The sequence below is a fragment of the Tianweitania populi genome (genome assembly GCF_014652875.1).
Classification (GTDB): domain Bacteria; phylum Pseudomonadota; class Alphaproteobacteria; order Rhizobiales; family Rhizobiaceae; genus Tianweitania; species Tianweitania populi.
In genome coordinates this window covers 372206-388611 of sequence record NZ_BMZQ01000002.1, presented here as the reverse complement: position 1 = coordinate 388611, position 16406 = coordinate 372206, and the positions used below count along the sequence as shown (strand labels likewise).

Sequence of the window (16406 nt, the reverse complement as noted above, 5' to 3'; positions counted from 1 at the left end):
AGGGATCGATGGTCGATCCTGAGGTTCCCGAGGGGCGCTGCCTTTAGGAACCCTCCTGAACCGGTCATGGGGCAGGATTGCAGGTGGCTCGCTTTTTGAGCTTCCCGTTGTCTTGCCCGTGGCGGGTTTGCCCGTAGGAGCCGGATTGGGTTTTCGCGCGAGGTAAGTGCGGAGCGGCCGGCACAAAGAGGACGAGATATGTTCAAGCATCACAAAGTGGAAATCGAGTGGGGCGGCCGTCCGCTCATTCTCGAAACCGGCAAGATCGCCCGTCAGGCTGACGGCGCCGTGCTGGCGACCTATGGCGAGAGCGTCGTGCTCGCCACCGTTGTTTCGGCCAAGGCGCCGAAGCCCGGTCAGGACTTCTTCCCGCTGACCGTCAACTATCAGGAAAAGACCTATGCCGCCGGCAAGATCCCGGGCGGCTACTTCAAGCGTGAAGGCCGTCCGTCCGAGAACGAGACGCTGGTTTCGCGCCTGATCGACCGTCCGATCCGCCCGCTCTTCGCTGAGGGCTACAAGAACGACACGCAGGTCGTGATCACCGTTCTGCAGCATGACCTCGAGAACAATCCAGACATCGTGTCGATGGTTGCGGCCTCCGCTGCCCTGACGCTGTCCGGCGTTCCGTTCATGGGCCCGATCGGCGGCGCGCGCGTTGGCTACGTCAACGGCGAATACATCCTGAACCCGCATCTTGACGAGATGCCGGAATCCAAGCTCGACCTCGTTGTCGCCGGCACCGCCGACGCCGTTTTGATGGTCGAGTCGGAAGCCAAGGAGCTTTCGGAAGAGATCATGCTCGGCGCCGTCGTGTTCGGCCAGAACGGCTTCAAGCCGGTTCTCGACGCGATCATCAAGCTGGCGGAAGCCGCTGCCAAGGAGCCGCGCGAGCATACGGCTGCCGACAATTCGGCGCTGGAAGGCAAGATCCTCGCAGCCGCTGAATCTGATCTGCGCGATGCCTACAAGATCACGCAGAAGCAGGATCGCTATGCTGCCATCGATGCCGCCAAGGCAAAGGTGAAGACTGCCCTGTTCCCCGAAGGCGGCGAAGCCGAATACACGGCCGAGCAGGTCGGCGCCGTGTTCAAGGACGTGCAGGCGAAGGTCGTTCGCGGCAACATCCTCGACACCGGTTCGCGTATCGATGGCCGCGATCTCAAGACCGTTCGCCAGATCGTGTCGGAAGTCGGCGTTCTGCCGCGCACCCACGGTTCGGCTCTGTTCACCCGCGGCGAAACCCAGGCGCTGGTTGTTGCCACGCTGGGCACCGGCGAGGACGAGCAGTATGTCGACAGCCTGACGGGCATGTACAAGGAGCGTTTCCTCCTTCACTACAACTTCCCGCCCTATTCGGTTGGTGAAACCGGCCGCATGGGTTCGCCCGGCCGCCGCGAAATCGGTCACGGCAAGCTCGCCTGGCGCGCTATCCGCCCGATGCTGCCGACGCCTGAGCAGTTCCCCTATACGCTGCGTGCAGTGTCCGAGATCACCGAGTCCAACGGCTCGTCCTCGATGGCAACCGTTTGCGGCACCTCGCTGGCTCTCATGGATGCAGGCGTTCCGCTGCAGCGTCCGGTTGCCGGTATCGCCATGGGCCTGATCAAGGAAGGCGATCGTTTCGCCGTTCTCTCCGACATCCTGGGCGATGAAGATCACCTCGGCGACATGGACTTCAAGGTTGCGGGCACCGAGAACGGCATCACCTCGCTCCAGATGGACATCAAGATCGATGGCATCACCGAGGAGATCATGAAGGTCGCACTCGACCAGGCCAAGGATGGCCGTTTGCACATCCTCGGCGAAATGGCCAACGCGCTGACCGAGGGCCGTTCGGAACTCGGCGAGTTCGCACCGCGCATCGAGGTCATGCAGATCCCGACCGACAAGATCCGTGACGTGATCGGTTCGGGCGGCAAGGTGATCCGCGAGATCGTCGAGAAGACCGGCGCCAAGATCAACATCGAGGACGACGGCACGGTGAAGATCGCGTCGTCTTCCGCCAAGGAGATCGAAGCGGCACGCAAGTGGATCCACACGATCGTGGCTGAGCCGGAAGTCGGCGAGATCTACGAAGGCACGGTCGTCAAGACCGCCGACTTCGGCGCTTTCGTCAACTTCTTCGGCCCGAAGGACGGTTTGGTCCACATCTCGCAGCTTTCGAGCGAGCGCGTTGCCAAGACCACCGACGTGGTCAAGGAAGGCCAGAAGGTGTTCGTGAAGCTCATGGGCTTCGACGAGCGCGGCAAGGTTCGCCTGTCGATGAAGGTCGTCGATCAGGAAACCGGCAAGGAGCTGGCCAAGGAAAAGAAGCAGGACGGCGACGAAGACGCTGCTTGAGCTTGGTCTTGATTGATTGAAAAGGCGCGCCTCGCGAGGGGCGCGCCTTTTTGCTTTGTTGGACGCAGGTGCGTCCTTCGAGGCTCGCCGTTGCAAGGATTGCGTGTTCACCTTCACGGTTGTGCGGGCTCGCACCTCAGGATGAGGACCGTAGCGCTAAGCGCCACCTCGGAAGCGTCATCTCAGCAGGAAGATCGATCCTCCTCGAGTCGAGCCCACAGGATCGTCAGACCTGACGCAACGGTCCTCATCCTGAGGTGCGAGCAAAGCGAGCCTCGAAGGACGCACCACCCCACCACCGAATGGCCTGCAAATGACCGACGACGCGCTTAAAACCCTGTTCCATCCCTTCGAAGCCGGGCTGATCGATCTGCCGGCTGCGGGAAGCCGTGCGCTTTTCCTTGGCGCCCGTCCCGGCTGGCGCAAGCCGGAGGGCTTCGAGGCAGCGATCACTGCTGTGCAGGGTTTTCGCCCGGACTTCCTTGGTCTGCAACGGCAGGGCGTGAAGGTCGTGCCGGAAGGGGAGGGCGATGGCTATGATCTGGCGCTTGTGCTGGGCTCCAAGCATCGCGGCCAAAACGAGGGCTGGATCGCACAAGCGCAGCGGCGGGTGAGGCCGGGCGGGCTGATCGTCGTGGCGGCGTCCAAGAAGGATGGCGGCGACAGTCTGCGCAAGCGTCTCGCCGAGCTCACCGAGATCGAGGATCATGCCGCCAAGCATCACGGCGTGGTGTTCTGGATGCGTAACGGTGAGAAACAGCTGCCGGAAGCGGAAGCCGAAAGCGTCGGTTCGTTTGAAACCCGGCCCGGCATGTTTTCGCATGGCCATGCCGATCCCGGCTCGGTGTTCCTGCTCGAAAGCCTTCCTGCCGACCTAAAGGGCGACGTCGCGGATTTCTGCGCCGGCTGGGGTTTTCTTGCTGGCGATCTGATCCGCCGCGAGCGCATCCGGAGCGTCGACCTCTACGAAGCCGATCATGCCTCTCTGGAGGCTGCCAGAACGGCTTTGCAGGGCACGGAGAAGCCGATGGCCTTCTTCTGGAAGGATCTCGTTGGTGAGCCCGTGGAACGCGTTTATGACGCTGTGGTGATGAACCCGCCGTTTCATGCGAGCGGGCATGCGGCGGAGCCTGATCTGGGCGCCGGTCTGATCCGTGCCGCAGCCAAAGCGCTCAAGGGGAAGGGGCGGCTTTTCTTGGTTGCCAACCGCGGCCTGCCTTATGAGCGGGCGCTCACCGCCGTGTTTGCCGAGACTGGTGAACTCACCCGCAACGACGACTACAAGATCCTGTGGGCGGCTGAGCCGCAAACGCGCAACATGGCGCGGGCTGCAACACAGGCGAAGTCCGGCGGCCGGCCCGGTGCTCCAGCCCGCCGAAACGGAGCCGGGCGGCGTAAGTAAGGGCTTGAACGAAGAACAGGCCCCGAAGGGCCTGTTGATCTCTGCTCGTTGCGATGGAAGAAATGCCGCTGTCTGGGAGTGTTTGGCTCAGCTCAGCCTTCGTCGGTCCGCTTCAGCTCTGAAAGTGTCGGCATGGACACGATGTGGTAGCCGGAATCCACGTAATGGATTTCGCCGGTGACGCCGCCGGACAGATCCGACAGCAGATACAGCGCGGAACCGCCGATCTCTTCCAGCGTCACGGGACGGCGCAGCGGTGCATTGCGCTGCTGGAACGAGAACATGTGACGGGCATCCGCAATGCCGGCGCCGGCCAGCGTGCGCACCGGGCCCGCCGACAGGCCGTTCACGCGAATGCCACGCGGGCCGTAATCATTGGCGAGATAGCGGACGGACGCTTCCAGGCCGGCCTTGGCAACGCCCATGACGTTGTAGTTCGGCATGACCCGCACCGAACCCGCATAGGTCAGCGTGATCATCGAGCCGCCATCGTTCATGATCGCGGCCGCCTTGCGCGCCACTTCCGTGAACGAATAACAGGAGATCACCATCGTGCGGATGAAGTTCTCCTTGGTCGTATCGGCGTAAAGGCCCTTCAACTCGTTCTTGTCGGAGAAACCGATGGCGTGAACGATGAAGTCCAGCTTGCCCCAGGCCTTTTCGAGAGCGGCGATAGTGGCATCGACGGATGCGCTGTCTTCCACGTCGCAGGGCAAGGTGAGATCGCCTGCACCGACCTTCTCGGCCAGCGGCTTGACGCGGCGGCCGAAGGCTTCACCCTGATAGGTGAAGGCGAGTTCCGCGCCGTGTTCATACAGCTTCTGGGCGATGCCCCAGGCAATCGAGTGATCGTTCGCGACGCCCATTACGAGGCCGCGCTTGCCCTTCATCAAACCGTCCATAATGTCCCTCGTATACCGCCGATCAGTCGGCGAGGCGCTGGAACACCAGCGTCGCATTGGTGCCGCCGAAGCCGAAGGAGTTCGACAGAACGGTGTTGATTGCGGCGTTGTCGATGCGCTCGCGCACAATCGGCATGCCCTCGAATTCCGGATCGAGCGTCTCGATATGCGCGCTCTTGCCGATGAACTTGTTCTGCATCATCAGGATCGAATAGATCGATTCCTGCACGCCGGCAGCACCCAGCGAATGGCCGGTCAGCGACTTGGTCGAAGAGATGTGCGGCATCTCCGAGCCGAACACTTCGCGGATCGCGCCCATTTCCTTGGAATCGCCAACCGGCGTTGAGGTGCCGTGCGTGTTGACGTAGTCGACTTTGCCATTCACGGTTGCCAGTGCCTGCCGCATGCAGCGGATGGCGCCTTCGCCAGATGGAGCGACCATGTCGTAGCCGTCCGAGGTCGCGCCGTAGCCGACGAGTTCGCAATAGATCTTGGCGCCGCGCGCCTTGGCATGTTCCAGCTCTTCCAGAACCAGCACGCCGGCGCCGCCCGCGATCACGAAACCGTCGCGATCGACATCATAAGCGCGTGAGGCGACCGAGGCGCGGTCGTTGTACTTCGAGGACATCGCGCCCATCGCGTCGAACAGGTTCGACATAGACCAGTCCAGATCCTCATGACCGCCGGCAAACATCATGTCCTGCTTGCCCCACTGGATCATCTCCGCAGCATTGCCGATGCAATGCGCCGAGGTCGAGCAGGCCGACGAGATCGAGTAGTTCACGCCGTGGATCTTGAACCAGGTCGCGAGCGTGGCGGAAGCCGTGGACGACATCGCCTTCGGCACGGCGAACGGTCCGATGCGCTTGGGGCTGTTGTTCTTTTCGGTGATCTCGGCGGCTTCCACGATGGTGCGCGTGGACGGGCCGCCCGAGCCCATGATGATGCCGGTGCGCTCGTTGGTGAACTCGCCTTCCTGGAGACCAGCATCGGCGATCGCCTGCTTCATGGCGATGTGGTTCCACATGCCGCCCTGCGACAGGAAGCGGGCCGCGCGGCGATCCACCTCGGCGGCTGCGTCAATCTCGGGCGAACCCCAGACCTGGCACTTGAAGCCGTGATCGGCAAAGCTTTGCGAGAAGCTGATGCCGGACTTCGCATCGCGCAGCGAGGCCGTGACCTCGTCGGCATTGTTTCCGATGGACGATACGATGCCCAGACCGCTTATGACGACGCGTCTCATGGCTTCAACTCCGCTTTTGGCGTTCCGGTCAACTTAAACAGCTGTGCCGACGGCTTCTTGCTTGGACAGGCCGACCTTCAGATCGGTGGCCTTGTAGATCTGTTCGCCATCGGCCTTCAACCAGCCATCGGCAATGCCCAGCACTAGGCGTCCGCGCATCACGCGCTTGAAGTCGACGCCATATTCCACCTTCTTCACCGAAGGGGTGACCATGCCCTTGAACTTCACTTCGCCGGTCGACAGCGCCATGCCTTTGCCGGGCTCGCCGAGCCAGCCGAGATAAAAGCCGGTCAACTGCCACATGGCATCGAGGCCGAGACAGCCCGGCATGATCGGGTTGCCGGGAAAGTGGCAGGGGAAGAACCAGAGATCCGGATGGATGTCGAACTCGGCGCGGATATAGCCCTTGTCGAACTCGCCGCCGGTTTCGCTGATGTCGGTGATACGATCGAACATCAGCATCGGCGGCGCGGGCAACTGCGCATTGCCGGGCCCGAAGAGGTCGCCGCGTGCGCAGGCCAGCAGATCCTCGTAGTCGAAGCTCGTCTTGCGGTCGGCCATGCTGTTCGTGTCTCCCTCCGGCGCATCGATTGGGTCATGCCGGTCTTGTTTCTGGTCTGCTGCGCTCACTATAGCAATTGCAGCTGTCCGCGATTAGCCCGCTTGGCGGGGCGGGTCAACGTGCCGCTATTGATCAGTTTGCCGCGACAGAATATATGCTTTTCAAAGCTACAGGGCGATTATAGGGCATTGATGCGCCCGCAGAACGGTGCCCCATCAACAATGCTTGGAGCATTATGAGCGAAGCGGCCTTGGACTGGCAGGTGGTTGAAAAGCGGGTACGTGAAGCGGGCCTGCGCCCGACGCGTCAGCGCGTCGCACTCGCCAGCCTCATCTTCGCACAGGGCGACCGGCACCTTTCGGCCGAAGAGCTGCACGAGGAAGCCTGCATCGCGGGCGTTCCGGTGTCGCTGGCCACTGTCTACAACGCGCTGCACCAGTTCACCGAAGCCGGCATGCTGCGCATTCTTGCCGTGGAAGGCGCGAAGAACTACTTCGACACCAACACGTCCGATCACCATCACTTCTACGTCGAAGGCGAGAACCGCGTCGTCGACATCCTGGATGGCCCCGTCCAATTGATGCGGCTGCCGCAGCCGCCGGAAGGCATGGAAATCGCCAATGTCGACGTGGTGATCCGCCTGCGCCCGAAACGCGGCTGAGCCTGACCAGCCGACAACATCGGCGCCCGTCTGCACACTCTCTGTTCTAGTCCTTGACCGTCTCGCCGGGATACGCGCCCCACAACAACGCCTGGCTGATCCAGCCTTCACGCCCTGCAAACGTCATTTCGCACCACGACCCGTTGCAGGTCTTGATCGTGCCGATGACGCCCGGCTCGACGCGGGCAACGACGCTGGCTTCCTTGTTGGGCTGGTCCATCACCGAGATCACCGCATCCGGCTTGCCGCGCTGCCAGGGCGCGACGATTGCCGTGCGGCGGCCGGACAGAAGCGACTGGTTGACCCAGCCTTCCGCACCATCCGGGTCACGCACGCGGCGCCAGTTGTCGTATTCCTGGATGATCTCCATCGGCATGCCCGACTTCAGATACATCCAGTCGACGGCATAGTTCACGCCGGGTCCAACCCGGGAATTGACGCGGCCGGACTTCAGGCTGACGAAACGCGGAAGAGGCAGGCCGCTTCCACGGCGGGGAAGGTTTGGGACCACTGCCGTTTCACCCGCCGCTGGAGCGGCTTCCTCGGGGGTCGCTTCCTGAGAGGTGGCAACTGGTTCTTCTTGTGCAAAGCTCGGGCTCGTCGCGTGGGGCACAATGGCGGCAACGACGGCGGCCAGAAGCGCATAACGAAGATGAAGGCCTTTCATGGTCTTGTTTCCCGATGACTTTGCGCGCGGCCCATGGCCGCCTTTTCCCTTTGTCTTCCGCTCATCGGCTTGGTAGGACCGAGAGACGCTGAAGGCACGGATCGAAGTGTCGCAAGTCTTGGTTAAAGAGGTCTCAACAAGACCCGCTTTGGGAGGGGCGTCCATCATGTCGAGCCGCAAACGACCGCTGGTCGTGCTGACCCGCAAGCTGCCCGATCCCGTTGAAACGCGCATGCGCGAGCTGTTCGACGCGCGCCTGAACGAAGACGACCGCATCATGACGCAGCCGGAACTGGTTGCGGCCGTGGGTGAGGCGCAGGTGCTGGTGCCCACCGTGCGCGACCGCATCGATGCCGCCGTGATCGCGCAGGCCGGTCCCAACCTGAAGCTAATCGCCAATTACGGAAACGGCGTCGATAATGTCGATGTAGCGGCCGCTGCCGCGCGCGGCATCACCGTCACCAATACGCCGAACGTTTTGACCGAAGACACCGCCGACATGACCATGGCCTTGATCATGGCCGTGCCGCGCCGGTTGGCGGAAGGCGCCAACATCCTGCACACGCAGGGCAAATGGGCGGGCTGGTCGCCGACCTGGATGCTCGGCCGCCGGTTGGGCGGCAAGCGGCTGGGCATCGTCGGCATGGGTCGCATCGGCACCGCAGTCGCACGGCGCGCCAAGGCTTTCGGCCTGTCGATCCACTACCATAACCGCAAGCATGTTTCGGCGGCCGTGGAAGACGAGCTGGAGGCGACCTATTGGGAAAGCCTCGACCAGATGCTGGCGCGCATGGACATCATTTCGGTGAACTGCCCCTCGACGCCGGCGACCTTCCACCTGCTGTCCGCCCGTCGCCTGGCCTTGATGCAGCCGACGGCCTATCTCGTAAACACGGCGCGCGGCGACATCGTCGATGAGACGGCCCTGATCGGGATGATCCAGGACGGAAAGCTGGCGGGGGCGGGGCTCGACGTGTTCGAGCAGGAGCCGGTGGTGAACCCCAAGCTCGTGAAGCTCGCCAACAAGGGCAAGGTCGTCCTCCTGCCGCACATGGCCTCCGCCACAATCGAAAGCCGTATCGACATGGGCGAGAAAGTCATCATCAACATCCGGGCGTTTCTGGACGGGCATCGCCCGCCGGACCGGGTGCTGCCGAACAGGGTGTAGTGCGTCCTTCGAGGCTCGCCAGCAAGGGAAAGAGTGAGCCCGTTTGGCGCTGCGGGGGCTCGCACCTCAGGATGAGGTGTGCGAGAGCCTGACCTATCCGCGTCGTCATCCTCGGGCTTGACCCGAGGATCCATGCCAGAACGGTGAAACAACGACGAAGCGCTTACGGGTGCCGTTGGCTCTTCCACAGGAGCGTTCTGGCATGGATCCTCGGGTCAAGCCCGAGGATGACGAAGCGGCGATGGTCCTCATCCTGAGGTGCGAGCGGAGCGAGCCTCGAAGGACGCACGGCTTCACAGCACCTTCAGCAATCCATCCTCGCCGACACTCACGGTCTGCCCAGCAAACCCGCCTTGTTCAGCAGCCTTCAGCCGCACCGCGATCGGCGTTGGCCAGCCCATTTCCTGGGCGACCAGCAGGCCGAGCAGCAAAATGGCATCCGGCGCGTCCATGATGAGGGCGGCAGGGGCGTGGTTGGCGTAGACGAGTTCGAGCAACACGGCGGAGGCTGAGGAGGAGCCGATGGTGCCGGGCAGGAAGAGGACGCGGCCGGCGATGGAAGCGCCGTGTTGGGGATGGCGGACGTCGGTGACGCGGCCGCTGGTGGGGTCGATGCCACCCCAGAAGCTGATGGGTTGGGTGAAGACGAGCGCTTCGCCGGTGCCGGCCTGGCCGCGAACCAGGATTTCGGTTTGAAACCTCATGCGGCGACCTGGGTGAAGGTCGGTCGGCCGCAGACCGCGCTTTCCACGCAATCGGCGAGTGAGCCGTAAAGCACTGAATATCCAGTGTTTCCTGGCGCGTAATGGGCGAATTTTCCGGAATTGGTCATGAGGATGCCGTTCGGCAGGTCGGCTAGGATAGGCGTGACGACGACACAGGTGTCGGCGACGAGGGTGATGCCGGCGCTAGTCAGATCCGCCAGCAAACCGTGCGTTTCCAGTTGCTTAAGGACGTGGCGGCCGGTGCAGGCGTAGAAGGGGAGACAAACGCGGCGGCCGTTCAGGAGGCGGATGAGGGTGCGGATTTCGGCGAAGGACAGGTGCGGGCTTCCGATTGCAACGGCATCCAACTGGCCGGTAGAAGCGATGGTCGAGAGCGCGGATTGGGTGTTTCGCAGCGCGGTTTGGTCGATTGAAACGACCTCGACGGGCCCGTTCGCCAATATGGCGGCGACATCCGGCGCTTCCGGTGTCACGCCGGCGATGTGGAAGAGACCGACCGCGCCAGCCGAAGCGGATGCCGCTCCGAACGCCTTCAGAGCGTCCTCGCCGGGATGGGTCTCGATGCCTTTGACGACCCCGATGTTGGAACCGACGGTGCGGCCGAACAGGGTGCCGAGGATCGGCCAGGCGATGTCCGAGGCGAGGAAGCCGGGATCGATCTGGCTGACATCGAAGATGATGCTGGCGCGGCGATTTTCCGGGCGGTGCAGACCAGTGTCGGGGGCGCGGCCGGCAATGGCGCAGGCGATGTCGAGGAAGTCACCGTAGCGATTGGTGCGGGCGCCGAGAACGGAGTTGCAGAACACGACGGCATTGGATTCGCCCCAGGCGACATCGGTGCCGAAGGCTGGACGGTGGCCGGCCTGGTAGGGCGCGCAGGTCCAGCTCGGTTCGCAGCCAAGCGCGCGATAAGCGCCCATCATGCGCTGCGCCATATCGCGGGGATGATCGGCGAGACGCACTCGGCAGGAGCCGGTGAGATCGAGTGCGCCGACATTGAGGGTCGCGCGCACGCTGACCCTGGCGCCGCCTTCCACCAGCCGTTCGGCGAAGAGCGTGCCGGAATCACCATGATAAAGCGCGCCGTCGATATGGGCGGAAGCGATCGGGATCAGGCGCGGCGCGCCGAGCAGGCGGGCGCTTTCGGCCACGAGGCGCATGGCGATGGCCGCGCCGTCAGACCCGCCGGCGATGGCTCGTTCTTCCGGCGAAAGGACGAGGCTCACAGCGCCTTCCGGAAGGTGACTGAGGTTGGCCGTGTGTAACCGGCATGGCTGGTGCGGGCGTGTTCGGTGAAGCCGAGACGCTTGAAGATGGCGTGATTGTCGGTGAGTTCGATGCGGGCTTGCAACTCGATTTCGGGACGGCCGAGCGCGCTTGCATGGGCGAAGGCGGCGTCCATGAGGACGCGGCCGACACCGCGGCCGTGAAACGCTGGATCGACCGCGTAGCGGCCGAGGTAAAGATGATCGCCGCGATCTTCGAGGAACACGCAGCCGACGAGTTGTTCGCCGTCTTGGGCGATGAAGGCTTGTTCTCGGCGAGCCTTCTCCGCGAGGCTGTCGGCCGTCAGCAGGTGGGTCGAGGACGGCGGATCGATGACGCCGTCCATGGGACCGAAGGCGCGGCGGATGAGCAGGCGCAGGCCTTCCCAGTCCGTGAAAGTGGCGGGAAGGGGAAGGACCTCCATCGTCATGCGGTTTTCTTCGCGCGATAGCGGATTTCATCGAAGCGGGCGGCAAGCGCATCGTAAAGCAGCAGGCGGCCGATCAGTGGCGTGCCGATGCCGGTGATGAGCTTGATGACCTCCATGGCCTGCAGGCTGCCGATCACGCCGGGCAGGGCGCCGAGCACGCCGGCCTGGGCGCAGGAAGGCACGAGCCCGGCGGGCGGCGGTTCGGGAAAGAGGTCGCGATAAGACGGGCAGGGCGCGCCCTCAGTCGTGGTGGCGTACGGCGTGAGAACGGTGAGCGAGCCATCGAAGCGGCCGAGTGCTGCACTCACCAGCGGACGCTGGGCATCGGCGCAGGCATCGGCGAGGAGATAGCGGGTTTCGAAATTGTCGGAGCCGTCCACCACCATGTCGTAGCGCGGGACGAGGTCGGCAGCACTCGTTTGATCGAGGCGCAGGACGTGCTTTTCCACCACGACATGGCTGTTGATCGCCGTAATCGCCTGTTGCGCGCTGTCGACCTTCGGCTTGCCGACGGCGCCCGTGGCGTGGATCACCTGCCGCTGAAGGTTGGACAGGGACACGGTGTCGTCATCGACGATGCCGAGCGTGCCGACGCCGGCGGCGGCAAGATATTGCAGCACCGGCGCGCCGAGACCGCCGGCTCCCACCATCAGCACGCGGGCGCGCTTGAGCTTCTGCTGACCGGCGCCGCCGACTTCCGGCAGCACGAGGTGGCGGGCATAGCGTTCGACTTCAAGAGGCGAGAGCGGCTGGGAGGCTTGCGTATCCATGGCGGCACCATAGGCTTCCGCAACGGGGCTGTCAGCCGGGATCGGCTGTGACCGTGCCGTCCTGAACATGGAGGAACTGGGCGCGGGTTTCGAGGCTGGCAAACAGCGCGCGCTCCGTGCCGGTCATGAAGGTCTGGCAGCCGATCTCTTCGAGGATGGAGAAGAGGGCGGCACGACGGTTCTCGTCGAGATGGGCGGCGATCTCGTCCAGCAGAAGGATCGGCACGAGACCGGTGATCGCGCCGGTGAGCCGCGCATGGGACAGGATCAGGCCGATCAGCAAGGCCTTCTGTTCGCCGGTGGAGCAAAGGGCGGCCGGCATCGCCTTTTCGCGATACTCTACGACGAAGTCGGCGCGATGGGGTCCGTCCAGCGTGCGGCCGGACGCGCGGTCGCGATAGCGATTGGCGCGCAAAGCCTGGCGAAAGCTTTCCTCGATGTCGACCGCTGCGCGACCGGCAACCTGATCTTCCACGAAGCCGGTGAGCGCGATACCAGCGCGGGGGAAGGGTGCGCCATCCGGCATGGTTTCGATCAGGCCGGTGAGAAGGCGCACCAGTTCGACGCGGGCGACGGCGATCGCTGTTCCGGTCTCGGCCATCTGCGTTTCGATCGCATCCAGCCAGGCGGTGTCGCGGCTGTCTTCGGCGAGCAGCCGGTTGCGGCCGCGCATCGCCTTTTCATAATCGAGCGTACGGCGGCCATGCTGCGGGTCGATGGCCAGCACGAGACGATCCACGAAACGGCGGCGATCGGCGGCTGGGCCGGTGAAAAGCGTGTCCATCGACGGCGTCAGCCAGATGACGCGCAGCCATTCCAGGAGATCGTCGGCGCTGCGGGCGGGTGCGCCATTGATGCGCACCCTCCGGGCAGCATCCCCTTCATTGTCGGAGCCCGTACCGGTGCCGATGCTGGCATCGCCTTCCGGTCCGCTGACTTCGGCAAAGATGGAAAAGCCGTCCGCCGCACCGGCGCGAGGAACGTCGCGGTAGCTCGCGCGCCGCAAACCGCGTCCCGGCGACAGGAAGGAGATGGCTTCCAGAAGATTGGTCTTGCCGGCGCCATTGGCGCCGAACAGCACAACGGCGCCAGGCTCGAACCGCGTGACGAGCTGCGCATAGTTCCGGAACTGCGTGAGCTGGAACTTACCGATCGTGCTGGGTTCGGCCATAGCCTCTCGATGCGCTAGACGCGCATCGGCATCAGGACATACAGCGTGTCGTCGTCGGATGCGTCGTGGATCAGCGTCGGCGAACCGGCATCGGCCAGCATGAAGCGGGCATCACCGCCCGACAGCTGGGCTGCGACATCGAGCAGGTAACGCGCGTTGAAGCCGATCTCAATCGGATCCGAGTCATAGTCGGCGGCGAGCTCTTCCGTCGCGCTGCCCGAATCCGGGTTGTTGACGGCGAGCGTGACCTGGCCCGATGCGATCGAGAGTTTCACGGCGCGGCCGCGCTCCGAGGAGATGGTGGACACGCGATCCACGGCGGAAGCGAAGCTCTGGCGGTCGATGATCAACTTGCGGTCGTTGCCCGTCGGGATGACGCGTTGATAATCCGGGAAGGTGCCGTCGATCAGCTTGGAGGTCAGCACCACAGGGCCGATCGTGAAGCGGATCTTGGTGTCGGACAGTTCGACCGTGACGGTGGTTTCCGGATCGTCGAGCAGCTTCTGCAACTCGCTGACCGTCTTGCGCGGCACGATGATGCCGGGCATCCCTTCCGAGCCGGACGGAGCGGCGGTTTCCGAGCGGGCCAGGCGGTGACCGTCTGTGGCGACCGCGCGCAGCTTCAGGTCCTGGTCGCCATGCGTGTGCAGGAAGATGCCGTTGAGATAATAGCGGGTTTCTTCCGTCGAGATCGCGAACTGCGTCTTGTCGATCAGGCCCTTGATGGCCGGCGCTTCGACGCGGAAGATGTGGGTGAAGGTGCCGGCGGAAAGCTGCGGGAAATCCGACTGCGGCAGGCACTGCAAGCGGAATGACGAGCGGCCGGCCATGACGGTCATGGCGTTTCCGTCTTCATCGAGCTTCAGCATCACTTCCGAACCGTCGGGCAGCTTGCGCACGATGTCGTAAAGGAGATGGGCGGGCACGGTGGTTGAGCCGGCGCGCTCGACCATGGCCGGGATCGTTTCGGTCACTTCGAGGTCGAGATCGGTCGCCTTCAGCGAGAGGTTTGCGCCCTCGGCCGCCAGAAGCACGTTCGACAGGATCGGGATCGTGTTGCGGCGCTCAACAACACGATGAACATGGTTGAGCGACTTCAAAAGGTTCGAGCGTTCAAGAACTACACGCATGACAACCGGTCCCGAATGAAATCAGCGGGACAGGCGTCAAGGAGGATACCCGGCATGTCCCGTCGGCAGTGTGGAATCCCTGCCGAAGTCGCGGCAGACTGACAACAAATCTGCCGCGAAAGCAAGCTTTTCAGGCCGCTGAAAGCCCGTAGATCAACAGGGCTTTGCCTGATGTAGAGGCTAGAGCTTACTGCGCCTCGTTGATGAGGCGGCGCAGGAATTCGAGTTCCTGGGCGAGCTTGGTGTCGGAACCCGACAGATCCTCGATCTTGCGCACGGCATGCAGAACCGTGGTGTGATCGCGGCCACCGAAGCGACGGCCGATTTCCGGCAGGGAGCGCGGGGTGAGCACCTTGGACAGATACATCGCCACCTGGCGCGGCTTCACGATGGTGCGCGTGCGGCGGTTACTCAGAAGCTCGGTCTTCGACACGTTGTAGTGGCGGGCAACGATACGCTGAATGTCTTCGATGCGCACCCGCTTGGGCTCGCCCGAGCGGAAGATGTGGGCCAGCATCTCGTCGATGCGCTCCACATCGAGCTGAGGCTCGAAGGAGCGGCGGAACAGCACCTGGTTGAACGCGCCTTCGATCTCACGGCCGCTGCCGGGGATGGCATGTGCGATGTGGTTCAGGATCTCGTCGGAGATGGTGATCGAGGCATCCTCGGCTTGCGCCAGCGCCAGGCGATGACGCAGCATGGACAAGCGCATGGAGAAGTCCGGTGCCGCCATTTCAAGCGACACGCCGCCGCTGAGACGCGAACGCACGCGCGGCTCGAGCGATTCCAGCTCGGTGGCCGGACGGTCGGCGGCAACGACGACCTGCTTAGCGCTGTCGAGCAGCATGTTGAGGAGGTGGCAGAATTCGTTCTGGATCGACTTACCCTGCAGGAACTGCATGTCGTCGATGATCAGGAGGTCGATGTCGCGCAGATGTTCTTTGAGGGCGAGCGCAGAGTTGTCGCGGATCGCGGAAGCGAACCGCCACATGAAATATTCGGCGGTCAGATAAACGACGCGCGAACCCGGCTTGTTGCGGATCGCCTCGTCGGCAATGGCCTGCAGCAGATGGGTCTTACCGAGGCCGACCGAGGAATGAATAAACAGAGGATTGAAGCGCACGCCGTTGGGCGCGCTTTCGGCAACAGCCTTGGCGGCTGCAAGAGCGACGCGGTTCGACGGGCCTTCCACGAAAGTATCGAACGTATAACGCTGGTCGAGCGGCGAGCCGATGCTCGAACCGCGCGATTCCGTTTCACCGGTCGCCTGACGCGGAGCGGCCGAACCAACCACCGACAGCATCGGCTTCATTGAAGGCGCCGCAGTTGCGCTGGCAGCCGGCTTAGCGGCGCGGTTGCGCTGCGCAGCAGCCTCGCTTTGCGCCGGCGCGGTGTTGCGGGTGGCCGAGCGAACGATCACGTCGACCTTGAGCGTGGAGGGCTCTTCGGCCTGCCACAGTTCCTCGATCTGGCGGATGTAATGGTTGTTGATCCAGGAGCGGAGGAAGGCGGTCGGCACGGACAGGCGCACGATGCCCTTCGAGGCTTCCGCAAGCTTCATGCGGCCGAACCAGCTTGAATAAACATCGTTCCCGAGACGGGCCCGCAGCTGCACCTTTACGCGTTCGAAAACTCGTTCACCGGCTGCGTCGCCTGTTGTCATCTGGTCCTCGTTGGAATTCGTCTGAATGGGAAGGCTAAACCCGCTCTTCGCTGCAAGGCCGCTATGCATGTGTCGCCGTTCCTTATTCGTCATGCTCGCACCCACCATTGCGGCAGGCGCTGTTTGTGTTCCCGATCGCAGCCGTTGCGGTGCGCCCAAGAAAATAAGACGCCCCGTCCGGGTTCTCACCCAGAGTTTGTACGCCATCGATTTTCGGCAAACCTCCGGCGGGCCAACGGATTCGCATTGGCCTGCACACCGCAACTCAAGTTGCTGGATATTGCTTCGATCGTTACACAGCGA

Annotated in this window: 15 protein-coding genes; 4 read left to right on the top strand and 11 right to left on the bottom strand. The window is 63.4% G+C overall.

Annotated elements, in window-relative coordinates; translation table 11 throughout:
* The first annotated feature begins 198 nt into the window (after positions 1-198).
* Together pnp and IE166_RS11185 are read left to right on the top strand one after the other, a co-directional pair.
* Positions 199-2343 carry a polyribonucleotide nucleotidyltransferase gene (pnp, locus tag IE166_RS11190; RefSeq protein WP_189503847.1) on the top strand — a complete coding sequence of 715 codons (2145 nt, stop codon included), beginning with the start codon at positions 199-201 and terminating at the stop codon, positions 2341-2343.
* A 313-nt stretch (positions 2344-2656) separates the two neighbouring features.
* Positions 2657-3745, top strand: a complete 1089-nt coding sequence (locus IE166_RS11185) for a class I SAM-dependent methyltransferase (RefSeq protein WP_189503845.1) — start codon at positions 2657-2659, stop codon at positions 3743-3745.
* Between the two features lie 92 nt (positions 3746-3837).
* On the opposite strand, the gene fabI is transcribed toward IE166_RS11185, so the two are convergent.
* From fabI to fabA, 3 genes are read right to left on the bottom strand one after another with little or no spacing between them, the layout of a single operon-like run.
* A complete protein-coding gene (gene fabI, locus IE166_RS11180; RefSeq protein WP_189503843.1) occupies positions 3838-4647 on the bottom strand; it encodes an enoyl-ACP reductase FabI in 810 nt (269 codons plus the stop codon).
* A gap of 22 nt (positions 4648-4669) precedes the next feature.
* A complete protein-coding gene (gene fabB, locus IE166_RS11175; RefSeq protein ID WP_189503841.1) occupies positions 4670-5890 on the bottom strand; it encodes a beta-ketoacyl-ACP synthase I in 1221 nt (406 codons plus the stop codon).
* A gap of 33 nt (positions 5891-5923) precedes the next feature.
* Positions 5924-6451 carry a 3-hydroxyacyl-[acyl-carrier-protein] dehydratase FabA gene (gene fabA / locus IE166_RS11170; RefSeq protein WP_189503838.1) on the bottom strand — a complete coding sequence of 176 codons (528 nt, stop codon included), beginning with the start codon at positions 6449-6451 and terminating at the stop codon, positions 5924-5926.
* A gap of 236 nt (positions 6452-6687) precedes the next feature.
* On the opposite strand from fabA, the gene irrA reads away from it, so the two are divergent.
* Positions 6688-7113 carry an iron response transcriptional regulator IrrA gene (gene irrA, locus IE166_RS11165; RefSeq protein ID WP_189503836.1) on the top strand — a complete coding sequence of 142 codons (426 nt, stop codon included), beginning with the start codon at positions 6688-6690 and terminating at the stop codon, positions 7111-7113.
* A gap of 46 nt (positions 7114-7159) precedes the next feature.
* On the opposite strand, the gene IE166_RS11160 is transcribed toward irrA, so the two are convergent.
* The gene (locus tag IE166_RS11160) at positions 7160-7780 is read right to left on the bottom strand and encodes an SH3 domain-containing protein (RefSeq protein WP_189503834.1); all 621 of its coding nucleotides are present in this window, start codon (positions 7778-7780) and stop codon (positions 7160-7162) included.
* A gap of 166 nt (positions 7781-7946) precedes the next feature.
* Between IE166_RS11160 and IE166_RS11155 the strand changes: the two genes are divergently transcribed.
* The gene (locus IE166_RS11155) at positions 7947-8948 is read left to right on the top strand and encodes a 2-hydroxyacid dehydrogenase (RefSeq protein WP_189503832.1); all 1002 of its coding nucleotides are present in this window, start codon (positions 7947-7949) and stop codon (positions 8946-8948) included.
* Positions 8949-9241: 293 nt separating this feature from the next.
* On the opposite strand, the gene IE166_RS11150 is transcribed toward IE166_RS11155, so the two are convergent.
* From IE166_RS11150 to dnaA, 7 genes are all read right to left on the bottom strand, one after another.
* Positions 9242-9652, bottom strand: a complete 411-nt coding sequence (locus IE166_RS11150) for an aconitase X swivel domain-containing protein (protein WP_189503830.1) — start codon at positions 9650-9652, stop codon at positions 9242-9244.
* Positions 9649-10899, bottom strand: a complete 1251-nt coding sequence (locus IE166_RS11145) for an aconitase X (RefSeq protein ID WP_189503829.1) — start codon at positions 10897-10899, stop codon at positions 9649-9651. Before IE166_RS11145 ends, IE166_RS11150 begins: the two co-directional genes overlap by 4 nt.
* Entirely contained in the window at positions 10896-11369 is a 474-nt protein-coding gene (locus tag IE166_RS11140; RefSeq protein ID WP_189503827.1) for a GNAT family N-acetyltransferase, read from the bottom strand. The genes IE166_RS11145 and IE166_RS11140 overlap by 4 nt, the downstream gene beginning before the upstream one ends.
* Positions 11366-12139, bottom strand: a complete 774-nt coding sequence (locus IE166_RS11135) for a molybdopterin-synthase adenylyltransferase MoeB (protein WP_189505868.1) — start codon at positions 12137-12139, stop codon at positions 11366-11368. Before IE166_RS11135 ends, IE166_RS11140 begins: the two co-directional genes overlap by 4 nt.
* Positions 12140-12170: 31 nt before the next feature.
* Positions 12171-13310: a DNA replication/repair protein RecF gene (gene recF, locus IE166_RS11130; RefSeq protein ID WP_189503825.1), complete on the bottom strand. Its 1140-nt coding sequence runs from the start codon at positions 13308-13310 to the stop codon at positions 12171-12173.
* Positions 13311-13324: 14 nt separating this feature from the next.
* Positions 13325-14440, bottom strand: a complete 1116-nt coding sequence (gene dnaN / locus IE166_RS11125) for a DNA polymerase III subunit beta (RefSeq protein WP_189503823.1) — start codon at positions 14438-14440, stop codon at positions 13325-13327.
* 187 nt (positions 14441-14627) lie between these two features.
* Positions 14628-16103: a chromosomal replication initiator protein DnaA gene (dnaA, locus tag IE166_RS11120; protein ID WP_244641447.1), complete on the bottom strand. Its 1476-nt coding sequence runs from the start codon at positions 16101-16103 to the stop codon at positions 14628-14630.
* Positions 16104-16406 lie beyond the last annotated feature (303 nt).

Excerpts from the sequence above, each read along its gene's own strand:
- dnaA (WP_244641447.1), bottom strand. The coding sequence starts at position 16,103 with ATGACAACAGGCGACGCAGCCGGTGAACGAGTTTTCGAACGCGTAAAG.
- IE166_RS11160 (WP_189503834.1), bottom strand. The coding sequence starts at position 7,780 with ATGAAAGGCCTTCATCTTCGTTATGCGCTTCTGGCCGCCGTCGTTGCC.
- IE166_RS11155 (WP_189503832.1), top strand. The coding sequence starts at position 7,947 with ATGTCGAGCCGCAAACGACCGCTGGTCGTGCTGACCCGCAAGCTGCCC.
- pnp (WP_189503847.1), top strand. The coding sequence starts at position 199 with ATGTTCAAGCATCACAAAGTGGAAATCGAGTGGGGCGGCCGTCCGCTC.
- recF (WP_189503825.1), bottom strand. The coding sequence starts at position 13,310 with ATGGCCGAACCCAGCACGATCGGTAAGTTCCAGCTCACGCAGTTCCGG.
- irrA (WP_189503836.1), top strand. The coding sequence starts at position 6,688 with ATGAGCGAAGCGGCCTTGGACTGGCAGGTGGTTGAAAAGCGGGTACGT.
- IE166_RS11150 (WP_189503830.1), bottom strand. The coding sequence starts at position 9,652 with ATGAGGTTTCAAACCGAAATCCTGGTTCGCGGCCAGGCCGGCACCGGC.
- dnaN (WP_189503823.1), bottom strand. The coding sequence starts at position 14,440 with ATGCGTGTAGTTCTTGAACGCTCGAACCTTTTGAAGTCGCTCAACCAT.
- fabI (WP_189503843.1), bottom strand. The coding sequence starts at position 4,647 with ATGGACGGTTTGATGAAGGGCAAGCGCGGCCTCGTAATGGGCGTCGCG.
- IE166_RS11135 (WP_189505868.1), bottom strand. The coding sequence starts at position 12,139 with ATGGATACGCAAGCCTCCCAGCCGCTCTCGCCTCTTGAAGTCGAACGC.
- IE166_RS11185 (WP_189503845.1), top strand. The coding sequence starts at position 2,657 with ATGACCGACGACGCGCTTAAAACCCTGTTCCATCCCTTCGAAGCCGGG.
- fabB (WP_189503841.1), bottom strand. The coding sequence starts at position 5,890 with ATGAGACGCGTCGTCATAAGCGGTCTGGGCATCGTATCGTCCATCGGA.
- fabA (WP_189503838.1), bottom strand. The coding sequence starts at position 6,451 with ATGGCCGACCGCAAGACGAGCTTCGACTACGAGGATCTGCTGGCCTGC.
- IE166_RS11140 (WP_189503827.1), bottom strand. The coding sequence starts at position 11,369 with ATGACGATGGAGGTCCTTCCCCTTCCCGCCACTTTCACGGACTGGGAA.